This window comes from Prevotella sp. oral taxon 376, assembly GCF_003043945.1.
GTDB lineage: Bacteria > Bacteroidota > Bacteroidia > Bacteroidales > Bacteroidaceae > Prevotella.
On sequence record NZ_PYXG01000001.1, the window covers coordinates 1,077,889 to 1,094,123 of the forward strand.

Consider the following 16,235-nt stretch of genomic DNA (forward strand, 5'->3'; position numbering starts at 1 on the left):
AATTGAAAAAGATTATGAAAGGATATACGAAGATATGCGTGGCTGCAACTGCGGCCATACTTGCTCTCTCGGGTTGCATTGACGAGGTAACACCGACGCAATATGTAACAGAAGAGCAAATTTCTAACTCGGAGTCGGCATTGGATGGGATGGTTAATTCCATATATACCACGATGGTGGGATATTCTAATGACGACGGTGGTATCGAGCTGATTTCTTATGCGAGTCTGCTCGCCATGCTGGAGCATGCCACGACACCGATGGTATGCACGGGCACCAATGGATATAATACATTGGCCGCTTGGCATTATGGAAGTATCAGTTCTACGGGTTCCAACCGCGGGATTTATCCTTCTTATGTCTATTATGGGTATATTAAGACGGTGAACGACATCATCGGGATGATAGACTCGACGACGACCGATGCGGCGCAGCGGTCTTATCTGGGCATTGCCTATGCTTACAGAGCCTTGTATTACATGGAGATTACGCAGATTATGGAATACAAGAAGCCCACGGATAGCAGGTTCAGCTTTACCCAGCCGGAAAACGACCTGACGAATCTGGGAGTGCCGATCGTAACAGAGAAGACGCCTTCTGATGCAGCCACCCACAATCCGAGGGTATCGGTTGACGAGGATTTTGACCTCGTGCTGGGTGATTTGGCCAAGGCCGAGAGCTATCTGGCAGACTTTACGCGGACGGACAAGGTGCAGCCCGACATGAGTGTTGTCTATGGACTTTATGCCCGCGCCTACAATTTCCTCGCCTCCCATGCCAATATCTCTGCCAAGTATAAGGATGCGCCTGCTTATTGGCGGTTGGCGCAGCAGTATGCCGAGAGGGCCATCACCGCCTCTCATTGTACGCCTCTGACGGAGCAAGAGTGGACAGACCCGAAGAGCGGTTTCAATAACCGGACCTCCCAAAACTCTTGGATGCTGGCAACCTCCATATCGGAAAGCAACACGAATGCCGCCCATGGAGGAGCTTGGGGGTCTTTCGGCTTTGCGATGCTCTATGGCACGGAGACTAATTTCTCGGCCTATGGTTGGCGGGTAGGCCGCTCTCTGGATCGCAGGATGTATGAGCGTCTGGCAGATACCGACTTCCGAAAGAAGTCTTGGCTGGATCCCAATTTCTTCTATGAGTCTAAAAATCAGGTTGCCGGGCAACCGTATCTTGTGGAGCGGAATGCCAGCGGCAGTTTTGTTAATAACAAATGGAATCTGAAAGGGGATAACACCTTGACGACTGACTCGGCATGGAGCAAGGAGTATTCCGGCCGCTTGGCCGATGGCTATAAGTATCAGCTGACTTCGGGAAATGCCGCCTGGATTCGCTCACGCATCAATGTGTCGTATGGATTCCAGTCGTGGCCTTGGCTTTATGTGAACATTAAATTCCGTCCTCATAACGGCGACTATCAGCTGGAAGACATCGGGGGAGCTGTTGACTTCCCCGCCATGCGCGTCGAGGAAATGTATTTCATCAAGGCCGAAGCCCTTATGCACACGCAAGGTGTGAATGCGGCTAAGGCTGCGCTTGAGGAAATCGTCAGGACCCGCAATCCCCAATATTCGTGTACTGCGGCCAGCGAGGCGGATTTCATAGACGAACTGGCTTTCCAGAAGGCGATAGAATTCTGGGGCGAGGGTAGGAATTACTTCGACGCCAAGCGTCTGGAGCTCGGCATCCACCGTGGTTATAAGGGGACTAATTGTGAGAGATACCAGCAAGCGTTGGATATGAATGGTGTCTATGTGGGCTGGACTCCCGGATGGAACCAAGCCGAGCTGAACACCAACCATGTGCTCTTGCACTACAACAACCCTTACACCAATCCCACGGTATACCGCACGGCCGTGTTTAGTGATAATTCGGAGTTGCGCTCTCACTATGGGGAGCCCCTGCAATAGTCAGAATAGCAATGCCTGCCTGCGGCTTAAATGAATGGCCGCAGGCTCTTATAAAAACGATTTGATATGAGAAAGTTTCTTTTAATACTTGTTTTTTTCACGGGAGGCATCGTTTCTTCATTCTCCGCATCCGGGAGAAATGGAGATGTCGCGGCCGCCAGGGGGCTGGTCCATCGCCTGTTGCCCGGTTATGAAAAGTGGTTCGATTTCAAGTTGTTGAAGGCCGGCGAGGATGTCTTTCGCCTTGAGTCAAGAGGCGGCAAGGTGGTTATCAGCGGCAATAATGCCAATTCCATGGCCGTGGGACTGAACCATTACCTGAAGTATTACTGCCGGGTGGAGGTGGGCTGGCTGTCGCACGACAGTATCGCGATGCCCGCTGTGTTGCCGAAGGTTCGTGAGCCTAAGACCATCAGGGCACGCGTGAAGAACCGTTTCTTCCTGAACTACTGCACCTTCGGCTACACCATGCCGTGGTGGGACTGGCAGGAATGGGAGCATTTTATAGACTGGATGGCGTTAAACGGCGTGAATCTGCCGCTTGCCATCACAGGCCAGGAGTCCATTTGGTATAAGGTGTGGACGGAGCTGGGGCTTACCGACGAGGAGGTGAGGAGCTATTTCACGGGGCCGTCGCACCTGCCCTGGCACAGGATGCTGAACATCGACTCCTGGGGAGGGCCTCTCCCCAAGTCGTGGCTGGATGGGCAGTTGAAGCTTCAGCAGCAGATTACGGCCCGTGAGCGTGAGCTCAACATGCGTCCGGTGCTGCCGGCCTTCGCGGGGCATGTGCCCCATGCGCTGCTCCGTCTCTTCCCCAAGGCTCGCATTACGCGGCTTGAAGCATGGTCGGGATACCCTGATCAGTATGCCTGCAGCTTTCTCGACCCGATGGATTCGCTGTTTATCGAGGTGCAGAAAAAGTTCATCACCGTTGAGGAAGAGATGTATGGCACCGACCATATCTATGGCATCGACCTCTTCAACGAGCTCACTCCGCCGAGCTACGAGCCGTCTTATCTGAGCCGTGTGAGCCGTCAGGTCTACGAGTCCCTGCGGTCGGCCGACCCGGAGGCGGTATGGCTCCAGATGACATGGCTCTTCTGGAACGAGCGCAAGGACTGGACCAACGACCGCATCAAGCCTTACATCACCTCCTATCCCAAGGACAAGTCGCTCCTCTTGGACTACTATTGTGAGCGGCAGGAGATATGGCAGCTCACCGACAAATATTTCGGTGTGCCCTACATCTGGTGCTATCTGGGCAACTTCGGAGGCAACACGATGCTCGTGGGCGACTTCTATGAGATCAACAAGCGGCTGGAGAATACCTTTCGGAACGGCGGCGACAACTTCACGGGTATAGGCTCCACGCTTGAGGGGTTCGACTGCAATCCCTATGTCTATGAGTATGTCTTCGAGAAGGCTTGGGACTTCGGAACCCATAAGGATGTGAGGCTGTGGACCGCCGCCCTTGCCGACCAGCGCGTGGGGAAGGTTGATCACAATGCCCGGGAGGCATGGAGACTCCTTGTGGACAGCATCTATGTGGCTCCCTCCGTGCCGGGACAATGCCCGCTGATCAACATCCGGCCGACCTTCGGCAAGTATAGGACTTATTACGCGAATCCGCGTATCAGGTACGACAACCGCAACCTCCTGAAGATTGCCGAACTGCTGCTGAAGGTGCGGTCGGGCACGGCGGCCTATAAGTTTGATGTCGCGAACATCACCCGCCAGCTGCTCAGCAACTATTTCCTCACGGTGTTCAGGCAGTACGAGGAGGCCTATAACAGGCGCGACCGGCAGGTGATGGGCAGGCTGCAGACGGAGATGATGAGCCTTATCGACGATGTGGACCGCATGGTGGCCACGCAGTCTTATTTCCTCACAGGCAAGTGGATAGCCGACGCACGCAAGTGGGGAGGCGACTCGCTGCGTGAGGCACGCTACTATGAGCAGAACGCCCGCAACCTGATTACTACCTGGAGCGACAAGGATCAGCTGCTGAACGACTATGCGAGCCGCACCTGGGCGGGGCTTACCAAGACCTTCTACGGCAGGCGGTGGGGCATGTTCTTCGACGCCGTCAACGAGGCGCTCGACGAGGACAAGGCCTTCGATGAAGACCGCTTTGCCGTCTATCGCGACGCGGTTACCACCTATGAGCGGTATTGGTGGCAAGCCTGTCTCGGCCGCTTCGACGAAAGGCCTGTAGGCGACAGTCGTCAGGTGGCCGCCGAATTGGTAGCCAAGTATCGGGGGCATATCCTCAACGGTCCGCTGGCCGATTAGTCGCCCGCTGGCGGGATCATGCTGACATGACGAGGCCTCCTCTGGATTTGCCAGGGGAGGCCTCGTTTGTCTGATGCCCTAAAGTCGTTCTCGCCTGTCGGGCTTAGTCTTCCAGGCAGGAATCCAGGGCGTTTGTGATGGCTTTCTTGTCGAGGCTCTGGCCGATGAAGACCAGCTTCTGCATGCGGTCGCCGTAGCGTTCGTCCCAGTCCCGGCGGAGTCCCGGGTTCTGCTTCATGAACTGCTCCAGCTCTTTTTCAGGCATGGTGGCATACCACTGGCCGGCATTTCGCAGTCCCACCTGCTTTCCGGCCTGCTCGAACACATAGCAGGTGTCGGGCTCGTCGCGGAAGTAGCAGATGCCCTTGCACCGTATGACGGCCTTGGGCCATTTGCGGGCCACGAACTCATCGAAGCGTCCTAAGTTGAAAGCGGGGCGCCGACAGTAGACGAAGGTGTCGATGCCATACTCCAGCGCCTCGCCTTTCTCGCCGTGCGTGTGCTCATGATGGTGCCCGTGGTGATGGCCTTCGCCGCTTTCATGGTCATGCTCGTCCTCATCATCTTCTTCGTGGCCGTGCCCCTCCAGCATTTCAATCCATTTGGCGGAGGTGGCGACTTTGTTGAAGTCGAACAGTCTTGTGTTGAGAATCTTGTCGAGTTCCACATCGCCGTAGTTGCACTCCAGTATCTCTGCCTGTGGCTGCAAGGCGCGAATAATGTTCTTCAGCCCGGTCAGCTCGTCGGCGCTTACCTCCGCGGCCTTGTTCAGCAGGATGATATTGCAGAACTCCACCTGCTGGATGACGAGGCTGGCCAGGTCGTCCTCGCCCATGTTCTGTGCCGTCAGGTCGTTGCCATTGTTAAACTCGTCGCGCATGCGGAGAGCGTCTACGACGGTTACGATGGCATCGAGCTTTGCCACTCCCTTCTCCGCATAGTCGGGGTACATCTGCGGATAGGCACTAATGGTCTGTGCGATGGGTGCGGGCTCGCAGATGCCGCTGGCCTCGATGACGATGTAGTCGAACCGCTCCATCCCGATAATTTCTGACAGTTGCTGCACCAGGTCCATCTTCAGCGTGCAGCAGATGCAGCCGTTCTGTAGGGCCACGAGCGAGTCGTCCTGCTGCCCTACCACGCCGCCCTGCTCGATGAGGCTGGCATCGATGTTCACTTCTCCTATGTCGTTGACGATCACGGCGAACTTAATGCCGCGCTCATTCTTCAGGATTCTGTTCAGCAGAGTGGTCTTGCCGCTGCCTAAATAGCCCGTGAGCAGCAAGACGGGTGTTTCTTTCATCTTCATGATTTGTTGTTCCTTCATTTTTACCGGATGCAAAGATACGCTTTTCCCAGTTTCTGTGCAAATCTTTTTTTATAAACTATTGTAATGTGATTTATTGCTGTCGGCATGACGAAATCGCCGATTTCGTCGCACAATATCGCCGATTTTGTCATTCAAAATCGCCGAAGTTGTCAGACAGAAGACGGCTTCCGGGAAAAGTTCAGTCCACGACAATGAGATGTTCCTGTTTGTCCGGCCGTTTTATTTGGCTTCTGTGTCGGTTGGACAGGGCCGGTTCAGTGGCATGGGTTAATATACTTTCTCATGTTGATTCCTAAGGGATTGGAGCCACAAACCTATGGGGACTAAGGAAAAGGAAATAGGGGAACCAGCGTATAGGTTCCCCTGTGATGATGTATTGCGCCTTTCAGAGAAGGCTCTTTCTACATGATTTTACGGCGAGTGATTACTCCCCTGTTACTCTCCCCATATCGAGGAGGATGAACTGCCGTCCTCCTCGGGGGAGGAAGAGTCTTTCGACAGGGCCGGTCCCGTGGCGGGATCTTCGCTGATGGGCACGCTGATGGAGCCGGCGAGGATGCAGTTTTCTAACTCGATGAGTTTCGATTTCATTTCCGGTTTGATGTACTTTTTCATTTTCTAATTCTTTATTTTAATATGAGTTCAATGAATTATAAGTGCCTGTAAATTGGTGATCAGCGAAATTTGTTATAACTTTATAGTGTTGATGTATAAAGCATTACAAACACAAATCGCTATGATTACCGAGGACAAAGTTACGAAAATATTTTGTATTACAGATGATTTCTGCAATTTTTTTGATGCAATAATGGCAAAATACATGCTAAAAACCATTAATAAGAGGAAATACCACTGTTATTCCACGATGTCAAAGGCAGAAATCATGCTGATGATTTTTTATCATTGGGGGGCGCACCACATATTGCGCATTGCGCCCCCGATGAAAAGAGAGTTTTACTTCACTACCACCTTGCGGCCGCCCACGATATACACGCCTGCGGGCAGCTGGTGGCGTGCGTCGTCTAAGCGGTCGGCCACGCGACGGCCCTGCAGGTCATATACCGGACCGTTCTTCCCGTCGTTCGCTTCGTTCGTCACGTCGCCGATGCCGGTGGTCTCGCCGTCGAGGATGACAGAGAACTGCTTGGCACCTAACGTCTTCGGACAAGTGATATAGGCGCGATAAGCAGGAACGGTGGCTTCGGGATACTCCGTCGTTACCTTGTGGAACTTGCCGTCGTCCTGCAGGATGTAGGCGTTGGCTGCTGCAGCCGTAGCGTTGTCCACGCCGTCCACCGTGCCCACGAATCTGAAAGCTCCGGCGGGCTGCTTCAAGCCATCGGCATTGTAGGCTTTCACCTGCAGGTTATAGCCGCCGAGCTGCGGCGTGCCGCCGGCAGTGATGTAATACGGGCGGTATGCCTCGAGCTTATCTTTCGTTTCCTTGAAACTGATTGAGGTGTTGCTGCCGGCCGAGAGGTTGTAGGCTGTGAAACTTCCGTTACGAGGCAACTCGTAGGGCAGGCACACCGTGGCGTTGTTCTTGCTGCTGAAGGGGCGCTCGTAGGTAGCCTTGACGGCAAGGAAGTCGAGCCCGATGGGCAGTGGTGTGCCGTCGGTGAGGCGGAAGTCTTCGCACGTCCAGCGGCTGTTCGCCTCGTCGTAGTACACGTAGTTGGTCCTGCTCTTGTCGGGCGCGTGGTAGAGGTTGGGCATTTCGCCCAGCGTCTGTGCCCAATGGCAAACGTCGGTGCGGTTGTTCTGCAGGAGCTTGGTTACCTCGCCGCTCTTGAGCTGCTTCTCGGTTACCTGCGTGCCCTGTGGCGTATCGCCGCATTTGTTGAGGTGGTAGCAGTTGTTCAGGGTGGTGTACTTCTCGGGAGCAAAGGTTCTTAAGCTTCCGCCCATTTGGCTTACATTGCCTGCGCCGAGGTAGAGGCAGTTGTTCAGCGTAACTGGTTTTGTTGTAGGCTCGTTCTTATACTTATAATAAAGATCAAATATAAACCCGGACATCTCTGTTCGGGCCCAGTCAGACACAGGGACGAGAGATACTTTGACGAGGCAGTCGGTCATGGTAATCGAGGCGTTATATCCAGAGCAAATCATGCCGGCGCCATATCCCTTGTTGCCAACTGTGATCACGCCATTAGTAACGCATTTGGTCATGGTAAGACTACCTGCTGTCTCGCCAACCATGCCGCCAACATCGCCATCTTTAATCGTTAGACGCATATCGGTGATGCAGTTGGTGATAGTGGTATTGCCGTTCGCATTGCTAATCAATCCGCCAAAGATACCTCTATTCATTTCAGAATTTATGTTTCCTGTAACGCACAGGTTCTTGATGGTGGCGTTGTTCACCCTTTGGAAGGGGGCCACCCAGTAGACCAAGTCATAGTCATCTTTTGGATACCAGCTGACATTGAGCGTATGCCCCTGCCCGTCGAAGGTGCCAGTGTAGGGGTTGCCGAAACCGACGATGGCATAGCTGTACTCTTTATTGCCCACCATCGCGATGTCCCTGCCGAGGTTGATGTCGGCAGTCATTTTGGCATCGAGATTAGTCTGTCCGTCCTTCACGAGTTCGCAGAACTCTTTCCATTCTTCCTTCGAACCTATCATGTAACAGTTATTTATGAGTATGGTTACAATCACGGTGCGGTCGGCTGTGATGGGGGTGGAAGTCGTGAATTTGCCTGAGAAAGTGAATTTATAAGTCTCTTGAGGGTTGAAGTCGCTGCCCAACATCTCCTTCGCCGTGGGCAGCGTGCCGTAGATGCCCTTGCCCTTGTTGGCGTAGCGGGTGGTTCTCACCTGTCCTTTGTAGCTGAACTTCACTTCATACACTATCTTCAAGGGAGCGGTGGTAGGCATCGGCTGCGCGTCGCTGTCGAGGTCTTGTCCCCAAATCGTGTATTTCCTGCCGGCCTGCAGCTTATAGGCTACGTAGCCGTTCCTTAGCTGCTCGGCAGTTACCGGCGTGCCTTGTGCCTCACCGCAGGCGTTGAGGTAGTAGCAGTTTTTGATGGTGGCGTTGGCGGCGAAGGTGTTACCGCCGGTGGCGTTGTTCTCGCCAATGTAGAGGCAGTTGTTCAGAGTGCACTTACCATACTGATTTTCTACAAATCCGCTCATATATCTCCTGCCTCCCTCCGTCGTGGCGTGGAACTTGCCCTTGACGAGGCAGTCGGTGATGGTAACATTGGCATTATCCCTTACGCATTCAACCATGCCCGCTGCGTCGCATCCGCTACCGTTATAGGTGCTCGTGATGTTCACTGCGCTGACGCAGCCCGAGATGGTGGTGTTGCCATAGGCTTCGTGAACTAATCCTGACAAGATGTTCGAGCTTGACTTAATCTCTCCTTCGGTGCGCAGGTTGCGGATGGTGGCGCCGTTCACAGTTTGGAAAGGAGCTATCCATTTTCTATCGCCGCTATTCCAGTTGATCTTCAGCGTATGTCCGTTGCCGTCGAAGGTGCCGGAGTAAGATATGGAAGTACCCACCATCACAATGTCCCCTCCGAGGTTGACGTCGCCGTCAAGGCGGGCGTTGAGATTGGTCATGCCCTTTTCGTTGACGAGTTTGCAGAACAGCTTCCATTCGTCGGCGTCCTTGATGAGCATCGCGCCGTTGCGGTCCCTGCGTATCACATAGAAAGTCTGCGAGAAGGAGGCCGCCTCGTAGTAATCGTTCTGCGCCTGTTTGATGGTGATGATCGCCTCGCCAGCCTTACTGCCGCACTTGACCCTGCCGTCAAAATTGACGACATTGGAATTGCTGCTGGTAACGCTGAATCCCCCATTGTTCGTATTGTAATCTCTGTGACTGCTCGTGTTATGGTTGAACAACTCGAATATGCCGTAATTATCGCCGCAGGAAATCAGGTTGACCTCATTTTTCTTACTGAAGGTTACCTTGTCGCGCATCACGTTGATAGTAGTGCTACCCTCCGATTTGGCATATGTGCCATTGGCAAGGTAAGTGACGGTGAAGACTCCCTTTCCGGGGCGCATAATATGTAACTTACCCCCATCGAGGACTTTCGCGATAGTGCCATTATTCTCCAGAGAGTACCGGACATTGCCGGTGTGCCCATTGGAGATGATTTCGGGCGTTATCCAACCCGACATGGAGTATACATTATACTGTGAATGCTTAAATCCCACGCTGACGGCCTTTACATAATCTATCTCGTACACCGCGAACTCCACGTCTTTTAGCGCTTCTATCCTAATGTCTTGGCTGGGCGCGTCCCAGCAGCTGATATTTAGTGATTTTTCATGAGTTTCGTCACTGAATTCATAATACTTTTTCTTATAGCGATTGTCATCCACGCAGTTGATGTAGGTTGGGTTCTCCAGCTGTTCGCGGATGCTAAAACCGCGCACCCGCCAGCCATCCTTACACCTGATGGTAACGGAAGAACCTTTTTTCATCACCCAGTTGCGGTTGGCAGCCGTCAATGCCGGACCGGTCTTGCAGTCGCTCCACGTGACGGTAACAATGCCGTCCTTGGTTGTACGAGTACCCTCTACTTCGCCTCGGCTTCGGTAGCGAGCTATAGTTGTGTAGGATTTGCTCCACGCCGGCGCGGCCAGCAAGAAGACCAATAGAAAGAGGCAGAGCCTCTGAATTGTAATTGAATGTTTCATGTTAAATTGAAATTTAAATAATTAAACATTGAGTTTGAAATTAAACATTGCATTTTGAAATTAAAAAATTAGAAAATAATTATTTGTCCGATTTGTCCCGATTTGTAACGTGAGGCACACTCTTTTTCAGTCGGCTTCGCCGAGACGAGTTGATGAGCCGTCAGGCGAATAAATCTTCCAAATCTTTCCAAATCTTCCGATTCATCTTTCTTCGTTCGCGTCATCACCTGCTCCTTGTAGCGCTTGATGTCGGCGTTTGTCGTTTTCACCTTTTATATATATAGGGTTGCGGGATATCGGGGGAGCGCCCGTGGGCGGGCGCTCCCCCAGATAAGAAGAGAGACATTATTTCACGACCACCTTGCGGCCGCCCACGATGTAGACGCCGGCGGGCAACGAGTGGCGTGCGTCGTCTAAGCGGTCGGCCACGCGGCGGCCCTGCAGGTCATATACCGGACTGTTCACGCCGGCCGCGTCGTTCGTTACGCCGTCGATGCCCGTAGGCGTGGTTACGGTTACAGCCACGGTGCGGTCGCCATTGATGAGGGTGTAAGGCTGGAAGCCGCCGTCGTAAGTGAGCGTGTACGTTTTCTTGGAGTCGTATTCCGAGCCTAAGAGATCCTGCACGGTGGGCAAAGGAGCCAAGATGGGCTTGCCGCTGTTGGCGTAGCGTGTGGCCTTTACCCGGCCCTTGTAGGTGAAGGATACCTGATATACATGCTTCGCGGCTTCGGTCGTGAGCAGGGGCTGCTCATCGACTTGGATGAACTGTCCCCACACGTTTCCGGCGCGCTTGTTCTGCAACTGATAGGCCACCTCGCCGCTCTTGAGCTGCTCCTCGGTTATTTTCGTGCCCTGCGCCGTGCCGCAGGTGTTGAGGTAGTAGCAGTTCGTAATGGTGGTGCCGGAGAAAGAGTTCGTGCAGAAGGTGTAGCCGCTGGAGCTGTTGTTCTCGCCGGCGTAGAGGCAGTTGGTCAGAGTGCAGGTGCCATACTGATTATTTACAAATCCGGCCATATATCTCTTGCCATTCTCCGTCGTGGCGTGGAACTTGCCCTTGACGATGCAGTCGGTGATGGTAACCTTGGCATCTTTTCTTACACATTCAATAATGCCCGCAACGTTGCATCCGCCTTCGTTATAGCTGCTCGTGATGTTCACTGCGCTGACGCAGCCCGAGATGGTGGTGTTGCCATAGGCGTCGTAAATCAATCCTGACAAAAAGAGGGTGTTCGAATTGATCTCTCCTTCGGTGCGCAGGTTCTTGATCGTGGCGCCGTCCACAGTTTGGAAAGGAGCTATCCATTTTCTATCGCCGCTATTCCAGTTGATCTTCAGCGCGTGCCCCTGCCCGTCGAACGTGCCGGAGTAGCTTTTGCCACCGCCTGCCATCGTGATGTCCGTGCCGAGGTCGATGTCCTTCATCAGCTTGACGTTGAGGGAGGCCTTTCCGCTGTTCACGAGGTCGCAGAACTTCTTCCAGTCTTCCCTCGATGCGATGCGCATCTCGTTGTCTACGTTGACAGTAAATTTGAGCGTCGCACCTTTGTACTTGCGGGTTTGCGGGATCTTAACGGTGATGGTGGCCGACCGTCCGTAGCCCGAGCCGCCGAACTTCAGTCTGCCTCCTTCGACCACTGCCACACCGTTGTCGCTGCTCTCATACGTTATCTGACCGTCGTAGTCATTGGGCATTCCATTCAGTTTGGGTATCTGCGGATTTTCCCATGCTTTCATCGTGATGGCCGTTTGCGCCAGAGAGGGGTGAATGTCGCGCACCACGTTAATAGTTGCCGTAGCTTCAGTGAGAGCATGATCTTCGTCGGCTGCCACCTTAGCGGTGAGGGTGGTCTGGCCTACTCCCTTTCCTTTTACTTTCCCATTTTGAATTTCAGCCACATTCGTGTTACCTATGCTCCACGTGATGCTGCTTCCCGAAGGGTTGTCTATCATTTGGTCAAGCGGCGTGTCGAGTACCTGGTCCACGCCAACGGTGTAGCTTGATTTCTTGAAAGAGAGCGGACGCACTTGCACATAATCTATGGTGTACTCCGCAAACTCCACATAGTTCCCCGCGGTTATCGTAATGCTTTGTTGGGGCGCGTCGGTGTTTGCTATTGTCCCCCCCTTACTCCAATAGGTTTTGTCTGACGAGCAGTAGAGATACTCAGCATTCTTCAGCTGTTTGTTGACATAGAAAGCACGCACGCGCCAGCCTTCCTTGCAAGTGATGGTAACGGTAGAATTATATGCCATCTCCCAGTTGCGGTTGGCCGGAAGCAATGCCGGCCCGGTCTTGCAGTTGCTCCATTTGACGGTAAGAATGCCATTATCAAATGTGCGTGTGCCTTCCGCTTCGCCTTGGTTTCGGTTGCGAGCTGTAGTTGTGTATACTTTGCTCCACGCCGGCGCCGTCAGCAGCAGGGTGAAGAGAATGAGGCAAAGCCTCTGAACTGTAATTGAATGTTTCATGTTGAATTAAAATTAAAATTTGAAATTTGAAGTTTGAAATGAATCATTGAATTTGAAATGAATCATTAAGATTGAATTTGAAATTTGAAATTAAACCATAGGCTTTAGAGTTTGAAGTTTGAAATGTGAAGTTTGAAATTTGATGTTTGATGTTTAAAGTTTGAAATTTTTAATGTGAGAACGGTTGCCGTCGTTTGCCGGGACGTTTGCCGGGCTTCGGCATTTAACATCTATTATGTCTTGACGTTTGCCGAACCTCGGCATTTAACATCCGTTATACCTTAGCGTTTGCCGAACCCCGGCATTTAATATCCGTTATACCTTAACGTTTGCCGAACCCCGGCATTTAACATCCGTTATGTCTTGAAGCTTCCCGAACTCCGGCAAGGCTGTCGGCGTTTGTAGGAATGTTTTTTGAGAGGCCGGAAAGGCTGCCGCCATTTGACGGGGCCTCTTCTTGCATCTCGGAAAGGCTGCCGCCATTTGACGGGACGTCTTCTTGCACTCGGGAAAGGCTGCTGTCGGTTGTCGTTTCCACCTTATTATATATATAGGGTTGCGGGGTTATCGGGGAGCGCGCCACGGTTGGCGGGCGCGCCCCCGATGGAAGGCGTTACTTCACGACCATCTTGCGGCCGCCCACGATGTAGATGCCGGCGGGCAACGAGTTGCGTGTGGCGTCGTCTAAGCGGTCGGCCACGCGGCGCCCTTGCAGGTCATACACCGCCGTGCTCCTTGCGCCTACCCTGTCGACCGTCACGTCGTTGATGCCCGTGATGCTGCCGAGCAGCTGTGGCCAGAACTGGTCGCTGCGGCCGGCCTGCAGCAGACGGGCCACCTCGCCGTTCTTCAGCTGCGCCTCGGTGATCTGCGTGCCCTGTGGCTTGCCGCAGGCGTTGAGGTAGTAGCAGTTGTTGAGGGTGGCGTTGTTGTCGAAGGTGAAGGTGTAGTACTCTCCGTACTTGCTCGTGCCTAAGTAGAGGCAGTTGGTTATCGTGCGGGTGCCCTTGTAGCCACCTACAAACCCGCTGATTCTTTTACCCGCAAACCACGAGGCGTCGGTGATGCTGCCTTTGACGAGGCAGTCGGTGATGATAACCGAGGCACCATTCTCTACATTTGTAACCATGCCCGCTATATAGGGTGGAATGGAATGGTGGCCTCCCGTAATGTCCACGTCGGTGACGCAACGGGAGATGGTAGTGGTGCCATTGGCCTCCATAACCAATCCGGACAAATAGTCACCGCCCGTCATGATCCTCCCTTTGGTGCGCAGGTTTTGGATCGTGGCGTTCTCCACACGCTGGAAGGGGGCGATTTGGTTATCTTCGCCCGCATTCCAGTTGAACTTCAGCGTATGGTCCTGTCCGTCGAACGTGCCGGAATATTGCTGGTGGACTGTTCCCAGCATCACGATGTCCGTGCCGAGGTCTACGTCCTTTGTCAGCTTGGCGTTGAGGCCGGTCTCGCCGCCGTTCACCAAGTCGCAGAGCTCCTTCCAGTCGGCCTTCGAGGAGACGGCGAAATAGCCATTCTCGACGATGGCCATTTGCACCTTCACCGTGCGGTCTGCCGTTACGGTGGTCGTAGCGTCGAAGCCATCGGCAAAGGTGAGCGTATAAGAATTGTAGGGGTTGTAGCTTGCGCCGAGGATGTCTCGTGCTATGGGCAGGCCGCCGGCGATGGGATTGCCGTAGTTGGCGTAGCGGAAGGCCTTCTTGTCGTTGTAGGCGAAGGTTACCTGATACACGTGCTTCGCGGCGTCACTGGTGAACAGTGGCTCATCGTCCGTTCCGATCGTCTGTCCCCAGACTTGGTCGGTGCGGCCGGCCTGCAAGTGATAGGCCAAAAAGCCGTTCTTCACCTGCTCGTTGGTGATCTGCTCGCCCAAGTTGCCGTTCATGTTATTATCCTGATCAATGCCTTTAGACCTCTCGGAATAATACACGTGGCTCAGGTTGTTCTGCGAACCTTTGTCCCGGCACAGGATAGCGTTGAGTCCCGACACGTAGGTGTAGGTGGCATTCACGTAGCTGTTGCGGATAGTCAGCGTGCCGTCATCGCCCCAGGCTACGAGACCGGCGATGTTGGAAATGTAGCCATCGTCGCCTCTGATGGAACCGATGAAGGCGCAGTCTTCGATGGTGGTATTGCCCGATAAAATATGGCCTATCAAACCGCCCGAGTACTGGTCGTACCTCTTTCCAATATGTATGGCGGCTTTCACGACGCAACGCTGGAGGGTTGTGTTTTCACAGAAGCCCACCAAGCCGGCCGTGTGGTAATTGTCCGTATTGGACGGAGCGGTTACGGTGCCCGCGATGGTAAGGTTGCGGATGGTGGCGCCATTCGTGCGGTGGAAGGGGGCTGTGCCCTGCCCGGTGCCCACGATGTTGACGGTGAGCGTGTGGCCCTGGCCGTCGAACGTGCCGGCATACTTATGTTTTTCTGTGCCCACCAGCACGAAGTTTTTGTCGAGTTCGAGGTCGGCGGTCAGCTTGGCGTTGATGTTGGCATGGCCGTCCGCAACCATCGCGCTCCACCATTTCATCTGGGCGGCTGTGCCTAACTCATAGAATCCCTCGGTATTGACCGTCATGTAAGCGGGGTCGGGGCGATGGCAAATCGTGCAGTAGCCATCCACGTAGTTGTGCGCATGAATATCCTCGGCTTTCAGGGCCAGCTCGCCCATCTGGAAATACGTGCCGCCCGCCGCGCCGCTGACGGTGAAGCGATAGTACTGGTAACCGACGCTCGCCGATGTTACCTCGAAGAAGTAGGGATAGCAGTTCTTGTCCTGCATCACCGTGTTGCTGGTCTTGGTATCCAGCACGGTCCAGTTGGTCTGGTCATTGGAACCTTCCACTTTCCAGTCCTTCGGATTGCGACCGTGGTGTTCGGAATTGTCGTTGCCGGTAGTGAACTGGTAGCCCAACAGCAGGCATGGCTGGCTGGCTTTCACCACGACGTTCTGGGGGGTATTGCCCTCCCACTTCTGTCCGGTCTCGCCATCCATGGCCTTGGCATCGCCCGACGCCAAGGTCATCCCTTGCGCGGCCGGCAACAGGGCGAACTCGGAAATCTGGAACAGTCTGTCGTCATAGCCCCATGTGTTGTGCGATTCCTTGATCCAGAGCTTGAAGTACTTGTATTTCTCCTTGCTGTTGCAATACACCGTGTAGGTCTTGAAGTTCTCGTCCTCGATGAGGTTGTCGTCCTGCTGGTGATAAATGACGGTCCAGTTGGCATTGTCGTTGCTTCCGAAGATGGTGTAGTTCCTCGGAGCGCGCCCGCGGCAGGTTTTGCTGTCGTTGCCCGTGGTCATGCTGAAGCCTTCGATGTAGGTGGCCTCATTGGCTTCCACCACCAAGTAGCAGTTGTTTACGTTGTCGTTGCCTTTCTTGCACCATTTGGTGTTGATGTTTCCGTCAAACGCCAGCTTGGAGCCTTCGTCAGCGTCGAAATCGGAGCCGCCGATGGCTGTGAACGTAACTTGCCCCATGGCGCTGATGCTGACGAAGGCCAGCGCCAATAAAAAAAGAAGTTTCTGTTTCATTTTA

The 16,235-nt window shown here is 53.6% G+C and carries 8 protein-coding genes and 1 pseudogene; 3 read left to right on the forward strand and 6 right to left on the reverse strand.

Features of this window, described 5'->3' with window-relative positions:
- Positions 1-14: 14 nt before the first annotated feature.
- Entirely contained in the window at positions 15-1,919 is a 1,905-nt protein-coding gene (locus C7120_RS04700; RefSeq protein ID WP_107621391.1) for a RagB/SusD family nutrient uptake outer membrane protein, read from the forward strand.
- Positions 1,920-1,985: 66 nt separating this feature from the next.
- Positions 1,986-4,214 carry an alpha-N-acetylglucosaminidase gene (locus C7120_RS04705; RefSeq protein ID WP_107620568.1) on the forward strand — a complete coding sequence of 743 codons (2,229 nt, stop codon included), beginning with the start codon at positions 1,986-1,988 and terminating at the stop codon, positions 4,212-4,214.
- 103 nt (positions 4,215-4,317) lie between these two features.
- On the opposite strand, the gene C7120_RS04710 is transcribed toward C7120_RS04705, so the two are convergent.
- Both C7120_RS04710 and C7120_RS04715 read right to left on the reverse strand, forming a co-directional pair.
- Positions 4,318-5,523, reverse strand: coding sequence for a GTP-binding protein (locus tag C7120_RS04710; protein ID WP_107621392.1), 1,206 nt, complete (start codon positions 5,521-5,523; stop codon positions 4,318-4,320).
- A 456-nt stretch (positions 5,524-5,979) separates the two neighbouring features.
- Complete coding sequence (locus tag C7120_RS04715; RefSeq protein WP_107620569.1) at positions 5,980-6,159, reverse strand: toxin PIN; 180 nt, start codon at positions 6,157-6,159, stop codon at positions 5,980-5,982.
- Positions 6,160-6,280: 121 nt separating this feature from the next.
- On the opposite strand from C7120_RS04715, the pseudogene C7120_RS14120 reads away from it, so the two are divergent.
- Positions 6,281-6,448 (forward strand): annotated as a pseudogene (locus C7120_RS14120) (IS982 family transposase); the annotation flags it as partial.
- Positions 6,449-6,498: 50 nt separating this feature from the next.
- Here C7120_RS14120 and C7120_RS04725 read toward each other — a convergent pair.
- The 4 genes from C7120_RS04725 to C7120_RS04735 all read right to left on the reverse strand — a co-directional run bounded on the left by C7120_RS04725 (position 6,499) and on the right by C7120_RS04735 (position 16,231).
- Positions 6,499-10,203, reverse strand: coding sequence for a hypothetical protein (locus C7120_RS04725; protein WP_107620570.1), 3,705 nt, complete (start codon positions 10,201-10,203; stop codon positions 6,499-6,501).
- Positions 10,204-10,271: 68 nt separating this feature from the next.
- Positions 10,272-10,472, reverse strand: coding sequence for a hypothetical protein (locus tag C7120_RS14015; RefSeq protein WP_199220694.1), 201 nt, complete (start codon positions 10,470-10,472; stop codon positions 10,272-10,274).
- Between the two features lie 76 nt (positions 10,473-10,548).
- On the reverse strand, positions 10,549-12,675 hold the full coding sequence (locus C7120_RS04730) for a hypothetical protein (protein WP_107620571.1): 2,127 nt from the start codon (positions 12,673-12,675) through the stop codon (positions 10,549-10,551).
- A 613-nt stretch (positions 12,676-13,288) separates the two neighbouring features.
- A complete protein-coding gene (locus C7120_RS04735) occupies positions 13,289-16,231 on the reverse strand; it encodes a discoidin domain-containing protein (protein WP_233247022.1) in 2,943 nt (980 codons plus the stop codon).
- Positions 16,232-16,235: the final 4 nt, after the last annotated feature.